The following is a 16,654-nucleotide window of genomic DNA, read 5'->3' on the forward strand; positions in this document are numbered from 1 at the left end:
GGCTGTTTAATTAACGAATATGTATCTTTCCAAGATTTGGGGGATACAGTTGCTACAAATTATTTGTTATAACCATTTTCAGTTAAGAACTTCGCCAATCGTTTTTCTACTTCTGATTCCGCTCTTACCGTTTTGTGCAAGTACGCTTCAAAGTCTTTCTTCACCTTGGCTTGTGGTTGAAGTTGCTGAATAGCTTTATCTGTTCCGCCCAAACGGCTACCGCCGTGTCCCACCACGGGCACGATATTTTTTCCGCTAAAATCCACTTGTTCAAGCAAAGAATAAAGCGGCATTGGCATTTGATACCACCAAATCGAATAGACCAAAAATACCGTATCTATATCGGTTAAATTAGGGAGAGATTTCAAAGCTGGCTTGATATTCTTACGTTGCTCTGCTTGAGCAAAATCTAATAAAGGCTGATGGGGTGTCGGGTAATTTTGATCTGTTTCCAAACGAAACAATTCCGCCCCTGTTATTTTCTGAATTTCTTTCGCCGAATATTCATTTGCACCAAGCATTTCGCCGTTTTTAATCAGCTTACTCGCCCCTGAAATACCGTCCACTAATTGATCGGCTGTATAACTTTCAGGTTGAGAGAAGTAGATAATCAAGTTTTTAGTTTGAGCAGATAATGTTGTGGTTGCGGATAAAATCGCACTAAGAAGCAATGTTTTTTAATTTCATCTATTTTTCCTCGTAATGATTGAATAGAGATTATTATAAGAAAAAGGGATTTAACTGATTAGATGAGAAAAATTGAATAGGCTTATGAATAAAATTCAATAAAAGTGCGGAGGAATTTGTAAAAATGTTTACTTATCCGACCGCTTGCAAATATATTAACATTGCTGTTGCCAAAATTTAATAGCCTGCTTTTTCCAACCTTCTGCCGCTGTTCCAGTGCCGTCTTGTTCGCCGATGGCAACAAAAGTAGCTGGCTCACCTTGGCGGTTATAATCGCTGTGTCCTGTGTAGAGCATCAGCAATAGATTGTGCGATCGGAAAGCACTCATGCAATGAACCAACGTAAGCAAAACCACCGCCTGGGCAATTATCGCAAAGGGCGCATTCGGTTTGCCGTTAAACACAAATATGCCTGTATGTTGCTTACTTGGATCTTTGCGTTTTTCCGCTTTACTATAAATCTCATAAAAAATTGTGTCGACTTGTTCCGCCCACTTAAGCATTTTATTCAGTGTAGTAGTAACTACCTGTGGTGAAATATAGCTATGGTAGGGCATTAACTGTTCAATTTTGCTTAGCTGTAAATTTGGCTCATTATCTTTGTTATCCCAAGGCAATATACGCTCAGCAAACCCTTAAAATGCTAGCGGGCTAAGAATATCGCTCACGCTACTGTTTGGGGTAAATGGCTGAGCAGAAAGGGGCTGCATTACAAGTCCTCCAATGAGTAATAAATATTTCATTTTTAGCCCTGAGTGTGCTTTACCTTTGCTAGATTTTGTAAATCTTGTACCACATTAGCAGGTTCTAGATTAAAAGGGCGATTATTAGGGGCTTTAATTCCGTCTGCAATAGCTGTCGCAAACAAACGATTAAAATCCATTGTACGCTCGCCTTTTTCGGCAAATAATTCAATGGTTTTATGTTTAGCCTTGGAAACCGTTATAGTCTGGACTAAGGTTTCTGCCAGTTGTACACGAGAAATTCCACCATCGCTTGCCGTCAGAGAATAATTTGTTCTACCTTGCGTGATAAAGAGCTGTTGTTCATCGGCTTCATTGCAGTCAGACCAGCTAGGGCGAATAATAGTATAAGGTTGATGAGAAGCTCGAATTAAGCGTTCAACCCGGCGTTTCCAAGCACAACCATTGTCAAAACGGGGTTCATTCACGACCAAAATACTGTAAATCGTGCTCATCAGTACCAGTCTGGTATAGCAACCATTGAGGGAATTCACAATGGTTTTTACTACTTGATAATCAACATTTTCAGGATCAGCATAATTGCCTTGGGTGAAAATAATACCATCAATGCCATCTGAAATATCTTTTAACGTATCTGGTTGGGTTAAATCGCCGATAAAAACTTCAACTCTCTTGTCAAAATGAGCTTTGTTTGGGTTACGTACTAATACACGAACTTGGTAACCTTTATTTAGGGCTTCAGTTATGACATATTGCCCAATGCTGCCTGTAGCGCCAACCACTAAAACTTTGTTTATTTTTCGCATTTTGCTTTCCTTATTTACTTATTTGAATAATCACGGCCCCTGTCAACAACACCAGTAAGCCAACAATCTGGATAGCATTAATCGTTTTTTTGGTTGCACCAAGTAAGCCGAATTGGTCAATAATCAGACTACCTACTAACAAGCCAAATAACGAAGTAACAATCGCCCCGCCTGTGCCGATTTGTGGCACGATCAGCACAATACCGCCGATATAAATTGTTCCGAGCAAACCACCGAACCATTGCCACCAAGGTTGTGGTTGTTTCAGTGCATTTTTGAGATGTCGCCAAGCAGTCGGTTCTTTGCAACAAATCACTAAAGCCAATAACAGCGAGCCGATGGCAAGGGGCACGAAGACCGCAAGGCGTGCTGGCGTAATGCCCGATGCCACGCCACTGCTGATACCGAGAATTTGCCAAATCAACAATGAACTTTCTTCACGAGTTTTCAGGTCGCGTTGTTTGAGAGAAGGCAGCACAATCGCCACGCCAATTCCAGCCATTACTGCCACTAAGCCGACTAACCGCAATAGAGTAAAATCATATTGAGGTGCAGAGAACCAGCCAAAAGTGGTCAATCAACGTGCCAGTGATGACTTGCCCTAAAATTGGCATAATTGCCGTTTGAGCACTACCCAAACAAAATATTGACCGTCAGCCCGAACATCGCCAATAAATCGCCTAACCAAATCCACCAAGGCGATTGACTTAATACTTCCGTTGAAACCGCAAGCGGTTCGTTTTGCACGAAAATCAACAAAATAGAGCCTACGCCAAAAGTAATAAAAGACGATAATAACGGCGATACGACATTTTTGCGTAATACTGAGTTTATCCCTGTCTGTAACGCAATCCCCATTCCCACCAACACACTAACAGGCGCCGCTACTAATGAAATCATTATTTTTCTCCGATTAAATTAAGTTAAAAACATTATAGGTTGGAAAGATCGTGTTGATTAGATAGGGAAAAGCGAATAGGGTGTAGGGAATAAAAAAGTGCGGTGATTTTTACCGCACTTTGTTCATTAACCTCAGTTATTTCGCCTTAAACACTTCTTTCAACACGCTATTCGCCTTATCCGCCGTCATTGGATTTTGTTGGCGGATTTCATTAATCACTCGTTTTAATTCCGTTTCATTTAAACCTAAATTTTTCAAAATGCCTAAATGCGAACGTAATTGATTTTGTACGGTTTCAAGGCTGGCTAATGTGCTGACCGTAGCGATCTCACGATTGACAGCACTTAGATTATCACGGCAGAACAAATAACCAAATAAATGGGCTTTTAGGGCATAATCCACGCCGTCAAAATTCCACAAGAGGTTGGAATTATCCCGACCGCTTAGCGTATTGAGCGTATGTGTGCCCAAAGCGTAATAGTCGGTCGGTTTGGCTTGCATTGGCCGATTCCTTGCGGATCTTGAATACCTTTTTCTCCGCGTTCTTTCAATACATTTTGTAAGGTCAGTAAGCCGTTTAAGGCTCTTGGAAAACCTGCGTAGGCGTATTGATGAGCAAAAACTTCACGCAATTCATTCACCTTTAAACCGCTTGCCAAGCCTTGTTCAATGGCTGGTTTAAGATGATCTAAATCGCCTCGAGCGGAGTATAAAGCAATCGGTACAATGGCAAGTTGCTTATCTGCAAGCGGTGTGTTTTGGCTAATTTTTTGCAAATCAGCTTTATGGTCAGTTTTCGGTAATTCCACTTTTTCTAGCCAAGTGGCTTTGTTTTCTTCGGCATTCGGACTGATGGCGATATGCGACATTTTGCTGTGTTCGGCTGCTCCGTGCCAATGTTTCACGTTCGGTGGACACCAAATCACATCGCCTTTTTTGATGATTTGGATCGGCTTGCCCCATTCCTGCATGCGTCCTTCGCCTTCGGTAACAATTAAGAATTGCCCTTGCGAATGGCTGTCCAATCGGTAATGGTACCTGCCTGAAATTCCACAATCGCCTAACCGTCTAGGCTGTTTGGGATTTCAGGCAATCTGGTAAAACGTGCCGAACCTGAAAAATGCTCGCTCGGTGCAGCAATCCACTGATATTGCACATAAGACCTAATGGTTTGTTCTGCCAACGCAGATGAGCTGACTAAGGCAAGTGCGGTAGAAAATAACAACGTTTTTTTTCATAGAATGTTCTCTGTTGGGGCAAAATATTTTTTGCCCAAAATATCGTGGGAATTTCAGGGCGAAAAATGTTTCGCCCCTACGATTATAAATTTTACGGTTATAGATTTTTACCAAAGAACCCTGTTAATTTTTCGCTGATTTGTTTCACATATTCAGGTTTCCAGTAGGTTTAGATATGTTTCGCATTTGGTACGATAAACAGCTCTTTGTTTTGTGTACCTTTAGCGTTAGCAAATACTTCTTCAGTCATATACAAACTGTCCGCTTTTTCACCTGCGATCATCAACAACGGTTGATTGATTAAATCTACATTAGTATTCACATCAAATACCATTAAATCCAACAAATTGCTCATGGTAAAATTGGTTTACGAATTCGGATGTGCGTGGGTTTGTGCGTAATATTCATATCCTTGACGGTATAAATCATAAGGCAACGTTGCCACTTGTTCGGGTGTCATTCCTGCGGCAAAGGCAAGCGTATAAAGAATCTCACCACCAGCTGCCTCTTGCGCACGGGCATCCGATGCCTGTTTTAAACGCTCTTGAATGTTGTTGGTTTGAGAACGCATAAAGCCTTTACGGCGTACATCACCGCTATTAAACATTGAAATGGTTGCCACCGATTTAAAGCGTTTATCCGTTTCTGCCGCTTTGATGGAATAACCACCGCCTCCACAAATACCTAACAAGCCGATACGGTTCGTATCCACCCCTTTAAATTGGCTAATAAAATCCACCGCACCACGCATATCTTCAATTCGGTTAGCCGGTTTATCAATATAGCGAGGTTCACCACCGCTTACTCCTTGATACGCTGCGTCAAAGGCAATGGTCACATAACCTTGCTCCGCCAATTTTTGTGCGTACAAGCCTGCGACCTGCTCTTTCACACCACCGTTCGGGTGTGCCACGACAATGGCTGGGTATTTTTTATTTTGATCAAAATTTGTCGGCGTATAAAAATTTGCTGCAATGCTTAAGCCGTTGAGCTGGTATTTCACCGGTTGAAGATTCACTTTACTTTGCACGTTTTCCGTAATCGCTTCGTCGTAGGTTAAAGTAAAGGGATTTTGTTTGTAATCTGCTGCCATCGCGTTTGCTCCTAAAAATAATGTTGAGACAAAAAGGGTTGAAATAGGGTTTTCTTAAATGACTTTTTCATCGGAATTTCCTCGTATTACTTGAATGAGGGCAGTATAGAGAAAAAGATTGTTTTGATTAGATAGGGAAAATTGAATAAGTTTGTGAATAAAATTCAATAAAGTGAGGTCAGATTTTAGCAAAGTTTTACAAATTGTAAATTTCACCGTTTTGTATTTTGGTTATTCCCATAAAAACACTTCTGTATTTTGAGTTTTTTATGGCTATACTCATAAATAAATATTAAAATTATCTCAATTTTATGAACACAATCTAAAATGATTAAAGATGATAAACCACCAAACTATCTCAAGCAGCTGAAGCCCTTTATCAATATGCCTTTAATCAAAGTGATTACAGGTATTCACCATGCAGAAAAATCAATGGTTAATTACCAAAAATATGTGATCACAATGGACGATTTTTGGCGGGAGAATATTGATGGCATTGTACATCAGCATATTGGGGGGGTTGTTAGTGAACAAAAAGCAATGTTCCAGGCCCGAATAAGCGATACGGTTTTCTATAGCGGATTATTGAAAGCGGGATTGGATAGCGAATATCCCGTTGTATGGTTGTTTGGCGGTCTAATTCTTAGAATCTCTTGTGTAATATCCAAATTTATTAATAATACTGAACTGAAGGCATAATTAATGTTATCTATTTAAATCTTTGGATTATTAGATTTAAATAACTTAGGTGGAGAGAACATAATGAAAGAGACGAAAAATTCTGCATTAATAACTGCTCAAGCCTTTAATTATCAGAATATTGTTGCACTTGAGAAGTGCTTTGAGATGCAGGAAGGAGATACCATCTATATTGAAAAAGATGGTGATATTAGCCATTATTCAAATAATCCCAATATGAGAGCACAGACTGAAGTAAAAGATGTGAAAGCACCATTAACCGATCATCATGAAACTTTTTGGAAGACTCTGAAAAACTGGTTAGCTCCTGAATTTAATCATAAAAAATATAAAAATCTGATCTTACATACAACACAGTCTTTTGGTAAAAAGACACAATTAAGCAATTGGAATGATAAAATTCCTCAAGAAAAGTTTCAAATACTGAAAAATATTTTTGATTCCTCCTCTTCTGAATCTGAAATTGCAAAAATGCAGCAAAATATTCTCAATACTGATAAGAGTAAATTATTGGAAATAATTGAAAAAGTTGTACTAATTACTGAATCATTCGATAAAGGTGAAATTTTAAATAGAATTAAGAGTGATAAACTTCTCGGAATTCCAGAAAATAATCAACAAGTATTTATAGAAAATTTAATAGGCTTTATTTATGAATTAGGAAATAAGGATGTGTGGGCTATTTCTTATCGTGTATTTAAAGAAAAATTTATTGATCTAACAAGTCGTTTTTCAAGAAAAGAATTTACTTTTCCTGAATTTAAAGGGGGAGATGCTACAGATCAAGAGATAACAGAAAATGAAACTAAAGTATTTGTTACAAAAATTAAAGATATTGATTATGAGGAGGTTATCCCTAGCGCTATTGGAAATTGGTTAGAATTCACAAAATCTTTAGCTCAAGATTTAGATAATAGTCCCATTTATCATGATAAAACAAAGAAATATCATAATGAACTCATTGCACAATATACAGGAAAACATAGACAAGCAAAAAGAAATAATAAAAATCCTCAGGACTTATATGACGAAATTATTAATTCTGAACCTCTTTTGATTGATAACTATAGACCTCCATTTGCTTATAGAAATGGTATTATGCACGAGGCAATGGATACTAATGCTAACCTGAAGTGGGATACAAAATAATGAATACCATAGATGCTTTATATATAGTTAAATATAATCCATTTAAATATGGAGGATATTTATCCACATTTTATGCTGAACTTATAGGAGTTAAGCAAAATTTGTTACTTGCACCATTACTTATACCATTATTTACTCACCCAATATTCAAAGCTAAAATAGAGCGGTTTAGATCAACAAGTTCATTACATACTATATTTTTTAGTAATTATAAAGAATTATATGATCTGCAGGAAAGAATAGATATATTAAGGGAGTTAACATTTGAATGTATACAATATTGCCTATTAAATCAATGGATAGAAATTGATTCCGATAACCTATCTTTCTACTCCAATCAAAATATTCATAATATTAAAATTGCCAAGAAACTAGCGCAATTACTCAGCAATCATTCTGTACATGAGATATATAAAATTTTAGGAGTTAAGCTATGAAGACAATTATTCATGAAATTGGTGTAGTGGATAAATTTAGCAAAATTCATAGGGCTAAGTTACAAGAAGGTCTAAATATTATTACTGGAAAATCTTCTACAGGGAAAAGCGCTTTAATAGAGATTTTTGACTACTGTTTTAATAGTAGAGAGACAGTACCAAAAGGAGTAATTACAGAATATGCCAATATTTATTATTTATATTTACAAATTAAAGAAACATATTTTGTAATTGGTCGAGAAAAAGATAATGGCAAAGGCTTTTTCAGACAAGAAAAAATATATAATGCCGATTTAATCTCATCTAATTATTTTGGTAAAGATTATTTTTTATCTAGGGATAATTATAGAAAACAACTAAAGAATCTATTTCTTGATATTAGTGATATAGATGAATCATTGGTTGCTAAAGAATTAAAAGGAAAGGCTACGCCCACTCCATCTGTTCGAAGTTTTATGTCATTTATTTTTCAGCATCAAAATCTGGTAGCAAATAAACATGCATTATTTTACCGATTTGATGAAAAAGAAAAGAGAGATCAAGTTATTGAACATACTAAAATATTTTTAGGCTTTGTCGATCAACAATATTTTCTACTTGCTCAACAAAAAGAACAATTACAAAATGAGTTTAATAAATTAAAAAGAGAACAGAAAATTATAGATAAATATATTGATGAAAACAATACTAGTATAGAAAGTCAACTTGCTTTGCTTTATTCTATAATGGGGATAGAAGATATACCTGTTAAGATTAGTGATATTAAAATAAATGCCAATAATGCAAAGCAAAACTTAGAACAGTTTATCACGAATGATAGAATAATCTATAGCTCAGATAAAGAATCTGAATATTTTAAGAAATTACTCGAAGAGCTAAATTCTTATGATTATAAGAGAAAGCAGTTATCTTTTAAATTAGCATCTATTGAAAAACACTTGAAAGTAGAGAGGGAACTTTCTACTACATTATCTTCATTAGAAAATTTGAATCAAGTTCAAGTAGGTGTGTCTATTTGTCCTTTTTGTTTTTCCGAAAAAGAGTCTTTGACCGAACAGGCTGAAAAATTAAAGCAAGCTATACAAAAACTATCTAAAGATCTTACTTTAAACAATTCATTAAAATCTCATTTAGAAGTTGAATCTCAAAAGCTTAAAAAAGAAATTAAAGAGCTTGATATTAAAATTGAGGAAACAAAAAGATTAAGAAAACAGCTAGAGCAAAAAAATAAGCATATTCAACAAATAAAAAGCCGTTATGAACAAGTTTTAATGATTAAAGCTAGTTTATTTTCTATGCTTGATATTTTAACACAGAAACAATTTGGTCAAATAAATGAAACTCAATTATCTCAGATACAATCAGATATAGAGGCCATAAAAAAACAGTTGAATAATTATGATTATGAACAAAAAATGGAAATATCAGAGTATAGAATAAATGAAATTATGGCGGAAATTGGAAAGAGCTTTGATTTTGAAGATTCTTTCCAGCCTATTAACTTAAAGTTTTCATTAAAGAGTTTTGACTTATACCATCAAAAGGGAGCAGAAAAGATTTATTTACGTTCTATGGGGAGTGGTGCTAATTGGCTTTATTGTCATATAACCTTATTTTTAGCATTGCATCAATATTTTATTGAATTAGAACATCAAGGATTTAAATGTACTATTCCATCTATTCTATTTTTAGATCAACCAACACAAGTTTACTTTCCTAATTTTCAACATGATAATGAAAGACAATTTAAAAAACAGAAAATCGCTAATTTAGAACATAAAGAAAATATTGATGGCGATATTCAGTCTGTTACAAAACTTTTTACAAAATTGGCTCAATATTGTCATGATCTAAAAGAAAAATATGGATACTCTCCACAAATTATTATCACAGATCATGCAGATCATTTAAATTTAAATGGTTTTGAATTTGAATCATTTGTAACAAATAGATGGAGAAATAGAGGATTTATCAATTTGAATGAAAATTCAGATATTTAGTTTCTATTTCAATTAAAAAGCCGTCTGCCCCCTAGACGGCATTCCCCCTTTACTTATCCAGCCCCTTCTCCTTCAACCACTCCGCCAAATGTTCCGCTACCTGCAAGTTGTTCATATCAGACATCGGGAAATGGGTATTACCTCTAATCCCCACTTTCGGCAGTTCGATCACTTCTACTTTACCTCCGTGTTTGTTCACCACATCAGCCCATTGTTTGTCGAGGCTTAGGCGGATACGCCATTGGTCTTCGCCTTGGTTGTCGGATGGTTTGTCACTGATGAAATCACCGAAGTAGATCACAATCGGCATTTTGGTCAGTTTTTCAAAGTCCGCTTTGCTTGCGACCGCTGGTTTGATGTCGCCGAATTTGCTGGTGATGATGGGTGGCACTTCGCCTTCAGGGAATGGGAAGTTGCCCGGTTCATACGCCACAATGCCTTTGACTTTATCGCTCTGCATTCCTACCAACCAGCCGACAATGCCACCTTGCGAGTGGGTAACTAAAACGCTGTTGCCAATGCGGTTAAACAGTTGGTCTAGACTGTCGCTAATGATTTCTGCGTCAAATACGCCTGTGTTCGGGGTCATTTGGCGGAAAAATTGGTTGAGCGACTGTGCGTCTTGTGGGAACGCTACACCTTGATTGAAATTTGGATAAGTGCCGATACGGAATTGGGCAAACCAAAATTGATCGTCCGGTGTGGCTTTGATTTCCGCGTCCACCGTACTACGTCCCGCCCAGCCGCGGCGTGGTTAATCCACTAAATAAACAGGGTAGTTTTTGCGTAAAAAGATATTTTGGAAACCTTCGCGGTCGTCCGGTGTGGTCTGCCAAGTCCGCATTGATTGCCCTGCACCGTGTAAAAACACCAACGGATAAGGGCGTGGGTTGGTTGGGATTTGGTAAAACACCGTAGCGTGGTCGCCTTGCAAGGTTTGTCCGCCTGCCTGAACGGACGCATTGAACACGTCCATAAAGTTGTTGCTTGCTTTGCCTTTGGCGATTTCAGGCAGCGGCTGGTAAGTGCCGTTACTGGTTTTTACTGTACCGCCCACGGCAAAACTGCCTTGTTGTTCAATGGAAACTGGGGCAGCAAAACTTTGCATCGCCATCGTACAAGCGGTCAAAATTAAGGATAATTTTACAGATTTTTTAACATTATTTACTCCTTAAAAGTTGTCATTCGGGGCTAATAAACGTTGCAATTTTTCATCGTGATGTTGTTTCACTTCAGGTTGATTATCAAAAATCATCACCTTGCCATTTTCACTAGTATAAGCGTCCCATTGCGGTAAACCTTCGGCATTTGGGTTGCCTGTTTTGGCGAAATTCGTCCACGCACGGCTCATTTTATCGGCAAGCGCTTGTGCCTCTTTACCGCCACCTGTCGCTTGTGCCATACGCCCTATATTATTGAACACAAAAGCGATTTCTGAGGTGTGGTAACTCATCGGCACGCTATTAAACACTGGCGTATCCCACGCAAACAGATATTGATAAACAGGCGCACCTTGTTGATCCGCTTTTAAACGGGCAGTTTTTAAGGCTGGTGTACGCAAGAGACTATCCACATACAAGGCATCAGCAATTAAACGTTGAGGATACGCCTCACGGAATACGGCAACAATCGCATCGATTTTATCGCCATATTTCGCTTTTAAACGTTCCATTGTTTCTGCTTCTGTCCACGTAAAGCGATTGCTTTTTTGTGAATTTTGTAAATCCATTTGCAGTGGGAAACTTTCCCATTCCGTTAAATTTGAGCCAATCAACAACGGAATATCCTTGGCGATTTCAGGGTGTTTTTCACCCACAGGTTATTGTGGAATAACATTGCCGTCAAGAATTGGCATCCACGATAAACTATAACCATCGCCCAAAATGGCTGGGATTTTCAATTCTTCGCCTGCTTGTTTGAGTGCTTTGCTACCTGCCTCATTGAACTGTGCTGAGGTAAAATCTTTTAGACGATTAAGTGTGGCTGATTTTACGCCTAAATTTGCTAGTGTAAGTTCTGCTATACGGCGACTTGCTTTTTGAGAGGTTAATGTCATTCCCATTTTTTTCCACCGCACCGCTTTGCACTATGGCTTTATGGAACAATCCCTTAGCACTTGGCATCGCCATCAGCGTTAGCACTTTTGCACCACCACCGCTTTCACCGAAGATCGTGACATTATTCGGATCGCCACCAAATTGAGCGATATTTTCTTTCACCCATTCAAGTGAGTCGACTAAATCCTGCATTCCCAAATTCGCTGAACCTTTATATTGCTCACCATAAGAGGACAAATCCCAAAAGCCCATAGCGTTCAAACTATGATTGACCGACACGACCACAACATCGCCTGTGCGTGCTAAGTTCGCACCGTCATAGCTATCTAAATCGTTGGACACACCCGACTGAAAACCACCGCCGTGAATCCACACCATCACCGCACGTTTTTTTCTATCTGACACAGAAAGCTACTAAACATTGAGATTTAAACAACTTTCGCTTTCCAGCATTTCAGGTCCTGTGAAAAAGAACGAACGCCCTCCCATTGGCACTTGCGGACAAACTTCGCCATAAGTTAAGGCCAATTTTTCCCCTTGCCAGTTGGCGACTTTTTGTGGCGGCATAAAACGCTCGGCAGTGGCATAAGGCATACCTTTGTAAGTAAGCACACCATTTTGCACATAGCCTTGCCTGCTTAAGTTTGTACTACCGCAATGTTATTGCCTGCCTGAACTTGCGTTTCAGCGTAGCTTATTGCTGCTGCCATTGAAATGGAGACAGAAAGTAATAAAAGTGGAAAAAGCTTAGATTTTGTTGGTTTCATTATTTGCTCCTAGCGTGTAAAAGAGCGGTCAATTTTTGCAATATTTCTTCATAAACCGACCGCTTGTCTATTATCCACGATGTTCCGCCATCCATTTCACCATATTAGGATCACGATGATTAAAAATGATTTCGTCACGATTCAGTGTGGCGATTTGGGCTAAATCATCAGAATCTAAGGTGAAATCAAAAATCTCACGGTTTTCTATCATGCGCTCTACTTTGACCGATTTCGGAATAATCGCTACACTACGTTGATTGAGCCAACGTAATACTACTTGCGCCACAGATTTGCCGTGTTTTTGCGCAACGGCAGTTAAAATTGGGTTGCTGAAAATCTCAAATTTCCCTTCAGCGAGAGGCCCTCAGGCTTGTTGCACAACGCCTAATTCCTTATGGAAAGCGATTTCCGCTTCACATTGATAGAATGGGTAGGTCTCAATTTGGTTTACTGCAGGTACGATTTTATGGCAAGTGATTAAGTCCATTAAACGATCCATATGGAAATTACTCACACCAATCTCACGGGCTTTACCTGCTTTATATAAGTCTTCCATGGCACGCCACTGTTCATTCACATCATCAAAAGGTTGGTGCATTAAATAGAGATCTACATAGTCTAACCCCAAACGATTTAATGAATCTTCAAGGGCTTTTTTAGTGTTTTCATAGCCGTTTTCACGCTGAATCCAAAGTTTTGTCGTCACAAAAATTTCTTCACGGGGAATAGCGCTTGCTTTAATCGCTCGTCCTACACCTGCTTCATTGCCATAAACAGCGGCAGTATCAAGTAAACGATAGCCGATTTTCAAGGCTTCCAAGACTGCATTTTCGGTTTCTTCATCGCTCACTTGAAACACACCAAACCCGACCATTGGCATTTTAATACCGTTATTTAATTTTATTGATTTCATTTTTGCTCTCCTATTTGAGTTGAATAAGTTTATTATAGTGAGAAAAGATTACTTTGATTAGTGGGGGATTTTTGATAGCCTTTTGAATCAAATTCAACAATAAAGGTGGGTTAAGATGATTGAAAATATGAACGAGTTACGCAATTTTATCGTGATAGCACAAGCTGGCAGTTTTACTAAAGCGGCAGCACGCTTAGGCGTTTCAGCTTCAGCATTGAGCCATTCTATGCGTAAATTGGAAGAACAGCTAAAAATCAAACTGTTTAACCGCACCACCCGAAGCGTTGCTACAACAGAAGCGGGTGAACAGCTTTTCAAAAAACTCTTCCCTTTGTTTGAAAGTATTGAAGACAATATGAATGCGTTAAGCACTTTCCGTGATACTTTAAACGGTACGTTAAGAATCAATGGCGCGGATCACGCATTTTTATACGTTATTTGGGATAAATTATTGGCGTTTATGCAAAAATATCCTGAGGTGAAATTAGAACTCACCAGCGATATGAAATTTGCGGATATTGTCGCCGGTCGTTTTGATGCTGGTATTCGCTTAGGCAGAGAAGTGGATCAAGTATCCCATTTAGGTTTAGCCTTGATCCCTAAAGATAGAGTGGTTGAAGAATTAGAAAAAGGCGATGTGGTGGAAATTTTATCCAACTATGCCTTCAACCACGAGGGATATCATCTTTATTACCCAAACCGCCGTCAAAACACCCCGTTGTTTATAGCGTTAGTGGAAGAATTAAAAGCCTGAGTAAAAACACTGATAAAAAACCGCACTTTAACCCTAAACCTAAAGTGCGCTTGAATTTTGGGAAGAAATTAGTAAGGGCTTAAACGCCAAACACAATATCCCTCAACTTTTTATTTCATCGCTCATCGTTAAAAATATTCATTATTCTATCTTCTCTTAATTTTTCCTTAAGATCTTTCTGTTTTAATACGCACATCGAAAGGCAAACAGGCTAATCGAAAATAAGCAAGTGATATAGTAGTCTTAATAAACTCGAAAGTCACACTTTCATTTAACCTTCTTTTTGGTAAATAACTTGTTGCCTCAAAGGAATGTTTAGCAAAACAATTGGAACTAGGTGCAGTACACACTTCGAGCGTAGGTAACATAAATTGGGCGAGGGTGGGATTTTGAAAAGACTTTATCAAATTTTTTAAATCTCATAGTTTTATGTTCTGCCTATCTCCATAAAAAGTCTTAGGATTGGTATATTTGTTTATGGTTATGACCATAAACAAATGCAAAAAGAGAACCCTTTATTTAAAAGGGTTCTCGTAAATATTAAGATCTATATTTTACACCTTTAATTTATATATAACTCAGAACGGTTGTTTCTATATTATTAATAGATGTAAATTATAAAATCATTATAAATCAATATGTGTATTAGTTTAAGGCATTTTTTAATGTAAATGTGTAAAAATAAAGCTCTAAAAGATTTAGAGAGCAAGTTTTATTTTTACAATATGAACTATAGTATTCGAATCTGACCATTTGTCTTATTTTACTTCTATTCTTTTCCCAATGTCTTTCAATTTTGATAACTCTTCCACCAATCTTGGAGAGTCATCAAGGCTGATGGCAAAAGTCCAAAGATAAGTAATCACCGCATAAATACGTCCTGCGGTTCAGGCTGCGAATGCGGAAATCACTCAGGTGCAGGCACAGCTTGACGACAGCCGTCATCAACGCAAAAAAGCCGAAGTGGGCAATTTAACGGACAGTAACGCCTTGTTTCATCTTGCACGAAATAGGGTGTTGGAGCCTACCGTTGAAGCCTGTACGGAAGAGTTATCTTTGTTAAAAACGGACTTGCAGGTAAAAGCTCAAGTGCTTGATCACATGGCAAGAGAGCAAAATACTGTTTATAGACGTATATGAAATCGCTTTGTGATTGATGTGGGAAGTTTGAAGGGGCAAAATCCATTTTGTGCGAGAAAAACATCGTTTTCAGGGTTGGAAACGGTGTTTTTGACTATCTATGGATTATCACAATGCTATAATATCAATTATTTTTAGACTGAGGTAATTGACATGAGTAAAGGTAAAGATTTTGACAAAATTTCGAAAAAAATAAATTATTTTTTCAATATAAAATATATTATTGTGCATGATGATGAATATTCTTATGTTGATATTCTGGAAAAATTTTTAAATTTTCCTTGGGATGTAAGAGAGATATTTGAAAATAGTAGTGATACAATACATAATTGCATAAAACAAGGGGTTATTAACCCAAATTACATTTTTATTCATAAAAGAGACACTCAGAAAATAAAGGAAGAATACAATAATCACCTTTTTTGCTTAATTATAAGAATGGATAATTCTCATAATCCAGCGGAAGATAAAAGTAGAATACTTGAATTTATATTGAGAATGCAGGGTGAATTTTATCATACAATTTCAGATTTAGATATTGTAAATTTTAATCAAGTTTGTGGAGATTTTAGTATTTATTCTTGGATTCTAAACAGGGTTCATCATTTTACAAAATTAATATCTTATAAGTTTATTGATGTTAATTCTTTAATTTATGGGGAGGAAGACTTAAATTATTTAAGTAAATCCAAGAAGGGCATTTTAGACAGAGCCATGTGGTTGATAGAATAGTTTAATCAAAAGAAAATCAATAGTGTTGATAATATAAAAAATATTAATTTAAATGATGCTATTGCTAGCAAGGATTCTTTATCTAAATATGAAATTCATGACGGGATAATAGTTAATACCTTCGAGCATAAGTATTATTATTACGGAAAGTACTCAGAAATACTTAAGCTGAAAAAAGATTCAAAAAGATTGGCATACTCAGGATCAGAAAATCAATCTATTGTCGATTTAAAAGATAGGCTATTATTTCCTCTATTTTATGCGAAAAAATAATTTTTTATTATTCTCATTAGATTACGATGTCAATTCCATTAGACAAGAAGTTAATATAATTTCTACACATTGCAGAAATGATGGTGAAAATAGAAAATCATTATCTCATTTGATAACAAGCCTAGATAAAAAATGAAGGATTATTATGGAATTATATCTTTAATAGACTTTCTTAAAGATAAAAATGTGAATTTTAATTTAAAACTAGGGGCTGTACTAGATAACTAGGGAAATCTAATTTCAGGTTAGAATAATCCCTATGAGAAGAAGTCGTTTAAGTCAGTACAAGCAAAACAAACTGATT

Annotated in this window: 19 protein-coding genes and 3 pseudogenes; 7 read left to right on the forward strand and 15 right to left on the reverse strand. The window is 37.0% G+C overall.

All coding sequences use genetic code 11. The features are described 5' to 3' along the window. Nucleotides 1-59: 59 nt before the first annotated feature. From RO21_RS03590 to RO21_RS03615, 10 genes are all read right to left on the reverse strand, one after another. Nucleotides 60-671, reverse strand: coding sequence for a flavodoxin (locus RO21_RS03590; protein ID WP_047976434.1), 612 nt, complete (start codon nt 669-671; stop codon nt 60-62). Between the two features lie 171 nt (nt 672-842). After that, nucleotides 843-1,304: a hypothetical protein gene (locus RO21_RS03595; RefSeq protein ID WP_053067702.1), complete on the reverse strand. Its 462-nt coding sequence runs from the start codon at nt 1,302-1,304 to the stop codon at nt 843-845. A gap of 128 nt (nt 1,305-1,432) precedes the next feature. Next, nucleotides 1,433-2,197 carry an SDR family oxidoreductase gene (locus RO21_RS03600; RefSeq protein WP_047976435.1) on the reverse strand — a complete coding sequence of 255 codons (765 nt, stop codon included), beginning with the start codon at nt 2,195-2,197 and terminating at the stop codon, nt 1,433-1,435. A 10-nt stretch (nt 2,198-2,207) separates the two neighbouring features. Next, complete coding sequence (locus tag RO21_RS13335) at nt 2,208-2,774, reverse strand: DMT family transporter (RefSeq protein WP_241482375.1); 567 nt, start codon at nt 2,772-2,774, stop codon at nt 2,208-2,210. Between the two features lie 53 nt (nt 2,775-2,827). Beyond that, entirely contained in the window at nt 2,828-3,097 is a 270-nt protein-coding gene (locus RO21_RS13340) for a DMT family transporter (RefSeq protein ID WP_241482376.1), read from the reverse strand. 136 nt (nt 3,098-3,233) lie between these two features. Beyond that, on the reverse strand, nt 3,234-3,599 hold the full coding sequence (locus tag RO21_RS13345) for a carboxymuconolactone decarboxylase family protein (protein ID WP_241482378.1): 366 nt from the start codon (nt 3,597-3,599) through the stop codon (nt 3,234-3,236). Continuing rightward, complete coding sequence (locus RO21_RS13350; protein ID WP_241482379.1) at nt 3,542-4,123, reverse strand: cupin domain-containing carboxymuconolactone decarboxylase family protein; 582 nt, start codon at nt 4,121-4,123, stop codon at nt 3,542-3,544. The genes RO21_RS13345 and RO21_RS13350 overlap by 58 nt, the downstream gene beginning before the upstream one ends. Nucleotides 4,124-4,158: 35 nt before the next feature. After that, entirely contained in the window at nt 4,159-4,323 is a 165-nt protein-coding gene (locus RO21_RS13355) for a hypothetical protein (RefSeq protein ID WP_241482381.1), read from the reverse strand. A gap of 182 nt (nt 4,324-4,505) precedes the next feature. Continuing rightward, nucleotides 4,506-4,658, reverse strand: coding sequence for a hypothetical protein (locus RO21_RS13360; protein WP_241482384.1), 153 nt, complete (start codon nt 4,656-4,658; stop codon nt 4,506-4,508). 45 nt (nt 4,659-4,703) lie between these two features. After that, complete coding sequence (locus RO21_RS03615) at nt 4,704-5,429, reverse strand: alpha/beta hydrolase (RefSeq protein ID WP_241482386.1); 726 nt, start codon at nt 5,427-5,429, stop codon at nt 4,704-4,706. A 327-nt stretch (nt 5,430-5,756) separates the two neighbouring features. On the opposite strand from RO21_RS03615, the gene RO21_RS03620 reads away from it, so the two are divergent. From RO21_RS03620 to RO21_RS03635, 4 genes are all read left to right on the forward strand, one after another. Next, on the forward strand, nt 5,757-6,128 hold the full coding sequence (locus tag RO21_RS03620; protein ID WP_047976436.1) for a hypothetical protein: 372 nt from the start codon (nt 5,757-5,759) through the stop codon (nt 6,126-6,128). 63 nt (nt 6,129-6,191) lie between these two features. Beyond that, nucleotides 6,192-7,277 (forward strand): hypothetical protein, encoded by a 1,086-nt coding sequence (locus RO21_RS03625; protein ID WP_047976437.1) that lies wholly within the window; start codon nt 6,192-6,194, stop codon nt 7,275-7,277. Then, the gene (locus RO21_RS03630) at nt 7,277-7,714 is read left to right on the forward strand and encodes a three component ABC system middle component (RefSeq protein WP_047976438.1); all 438 of its coding nucleotides are present in this window, start codon (nt 7,277-7,279) and stop codon (nt 7,712-7,714) included. The genes RO21_RS03625 and RO21_RS03630 overlap by 1 nt, the downstream gene beginning before the upstream one ends. After that, nucleotides 7,711-9,714: a DUF3732 domain-containing protein gene (locus RO21_RS03635; protein ID WP_047976439.1), complete on the forward strand. Its 2,004-nt coding sequence runs from the start codon at nt 7,711-7,713 to the stop codon at nt 9,712-9,714. Before RO21_RS03630 ends, RO21_RS03635 begins: the two co-directional genes overlap by 4 nt. 49 nt (nt 9,715-9,763) lie before the next feature. On the opposite strand, the pseudogene RO21_RS13730 reads toward RO21_RS03635, so the two are convergent. The 5 genes and pseudogenes from RO21_RS13730 to RO21_RS03650 form a co-directional block, all read right to left on the reverse strand. Then, nucleotides 9,764-10,828, reverse strand: a pseudogene (locus RO21_RS13730) (alpha/beta hydrolase). 57 nt (nt 10,829-10,885) lie between these two features. Then, nucleotides 10,886-11,530, reverse strand: coding sequence for a carboxylesterase family protein (locus RO21_RS13375; protein WP_241482390.1), 645 nt, complete (start codon nt 11,528-11,530; stop codon nt 10,886-10,888). A gap of 157 nt (nt 11,531-11,687) precedes the next feature. Then, a pseudogene (locus tag RO21_RS13380) lies at nt 11,688-12,365 on the reverse strand (carboxylesterase family protein). Nucleotides 12,366-12,409: 44 nt separating this feature from the next. Continuing rightward, nucleotides 12,410-12,538 carry a hypothetical protein gene (locus RO21_RS13630; RefSeq protein WP_277619727.1) on the reverse strand — a complete coding sequence of 43 codons (129 nt, stop codon included), beginning with the start codon at nt 12,536-12,538 and terminating at the stop codon, nt 12,410-12,412. A 70-nt stretch (nt 12,539-12,608) separates the two neighbouring features. Beyond that, nucleotides 12,609-13,451: pseudogene (locus RO21_RS03650) on the reverse strand (aldo/keto reductase). 115 nt (nt 13,452-13,566) lie between these two features. Here RO21_RS03650 and RO21_RS03655 point away from each other — a divergent pair. The 3 genes from RO21_RS03655 to RO21_RS03665 all read left to right on the forward strand — a co-directional run bounded on the left by RO21_RS03655 (nt 13,567) and on the right by RO21_RS03665 (nt 16,077). Further along, entirely contained in the window at nt 13,567-14,205 is a 639-nt protein-coding gene (locus RO21_RS03655; protein WP_047976440.1) for a LysR family transcriptional regulator, read from the forward strand. Nucleotides 14,206-15,120: 915 nt separating this feature from the next. Continuing rightward, nucleotides 15,121-15,345: a hypothetical protein gene (locus tag RO21_RS03660; RefSeq protein WP_047976441.1), complete on the forward strand. Its 225-nt coding sequence runs from the start codon at nt 15,121-15,123 to the stop codon at nt 15,343-15,345. A gap of 153 nt (nt 15,346-15,498) precedes the next feature. After that, nucleotides 15,499-16,077: a hypothetical protein gene (locus RO21_RS03665; protein ID WP_047976442.1), complete on the forward strand. Its 579-nt coding sequence runs from the start codon at nt 15,499-15,501 to the stop codon at nt 16,075-16,077. Nucleotides 16,078-16,654 lie beyond the last annotated feature (577 nt).

Origin of the sequence: Muribacter muris, assembly GCF_001038205.1 — a bacterium.
GTDB lineage: Bacteria > Pseudomonadota > Gammaproteobacteria > Enterobacterales > Pasteurellaceae > Muribacter > Muribacter muris.

Bases quoted from the DNA above. Each gene is read 5' to 3' on its own strand.
- RO21_RS13630 (WP_277619727.1), bottom strand. From the start codon at position 12,538: ATGAAACCAACAAAATCTAAGCTTTTTCCACTTTTATTACTTTCTGTC.
- RO21_RS13345 (WP_241482378.1), bottom strand. From the start codon at position 3,599: ATGCAAGCCAAACCGACCGACTATTACGCTTTGGGCACACATACGCTC.
- RO21_RS03630 (WP_047976438.1), top strand. From the start codon at position 7,277: ATGAATACCATAGATGCTTTATATATAGTTAAATATAATCCATTTAAA.
- RO21_RS03600 (WP_047976435.1), bottom strand. From the start codon at position 2,197: ATGCGAAAAATAAACAAAGTTTTAGTGGTTGGCGCTACAGGCAGCATT.
- RO21_RS03620 (WP_047976436.1), top strand. From the start codon at position 5,757: ATGATTAAAGATGATAAACCACCAAACTATCTCAAGCAGCTGAAGCCC.
- RO21_RS13340 (WP_241482376.1), bottom strand. From the start codon at position 3,097: ATGATTTCATTAGTAGCGGCGCCTGTTAGTGTGTTGGTGGGAATGGGG.
- RO21_RS03635 (WP_047976439.1), top strand. From the start codon at position 7,711: ATGAAGACAATTATTCATGAAATTGGTGTAGTGGATAAATTTAGCAAA.
- RO21_RS03665 (WP_047976442.1), top strand. From the start codon at position 15,499: ATGAGTAAAGGTAAAGATTTTGACAAAATTTCGAAAAAAATAAATTAT.
- RO21_RS03615 (WP_241482386.1), bottom strand. From the start codon at position 5,429: ATGGCAGCAGATTACAAACAAAATCCCTTTACTTTAACCTACGACGAA.
- RO21_RS03625 (WP_047976437.1), top strand. From the start codon at position 6,192: ATGAAAGAGACGAAAAATTCTGCATTAATAACTGCTCAAGCCTTTAAT.
- RO21_RS03655 (WP_047976440.1), top strand. From the start codon at position 13,567: ATGATTGAAAATATGAACGAGTTACGCAATTTTATCGTGATAGCACAA.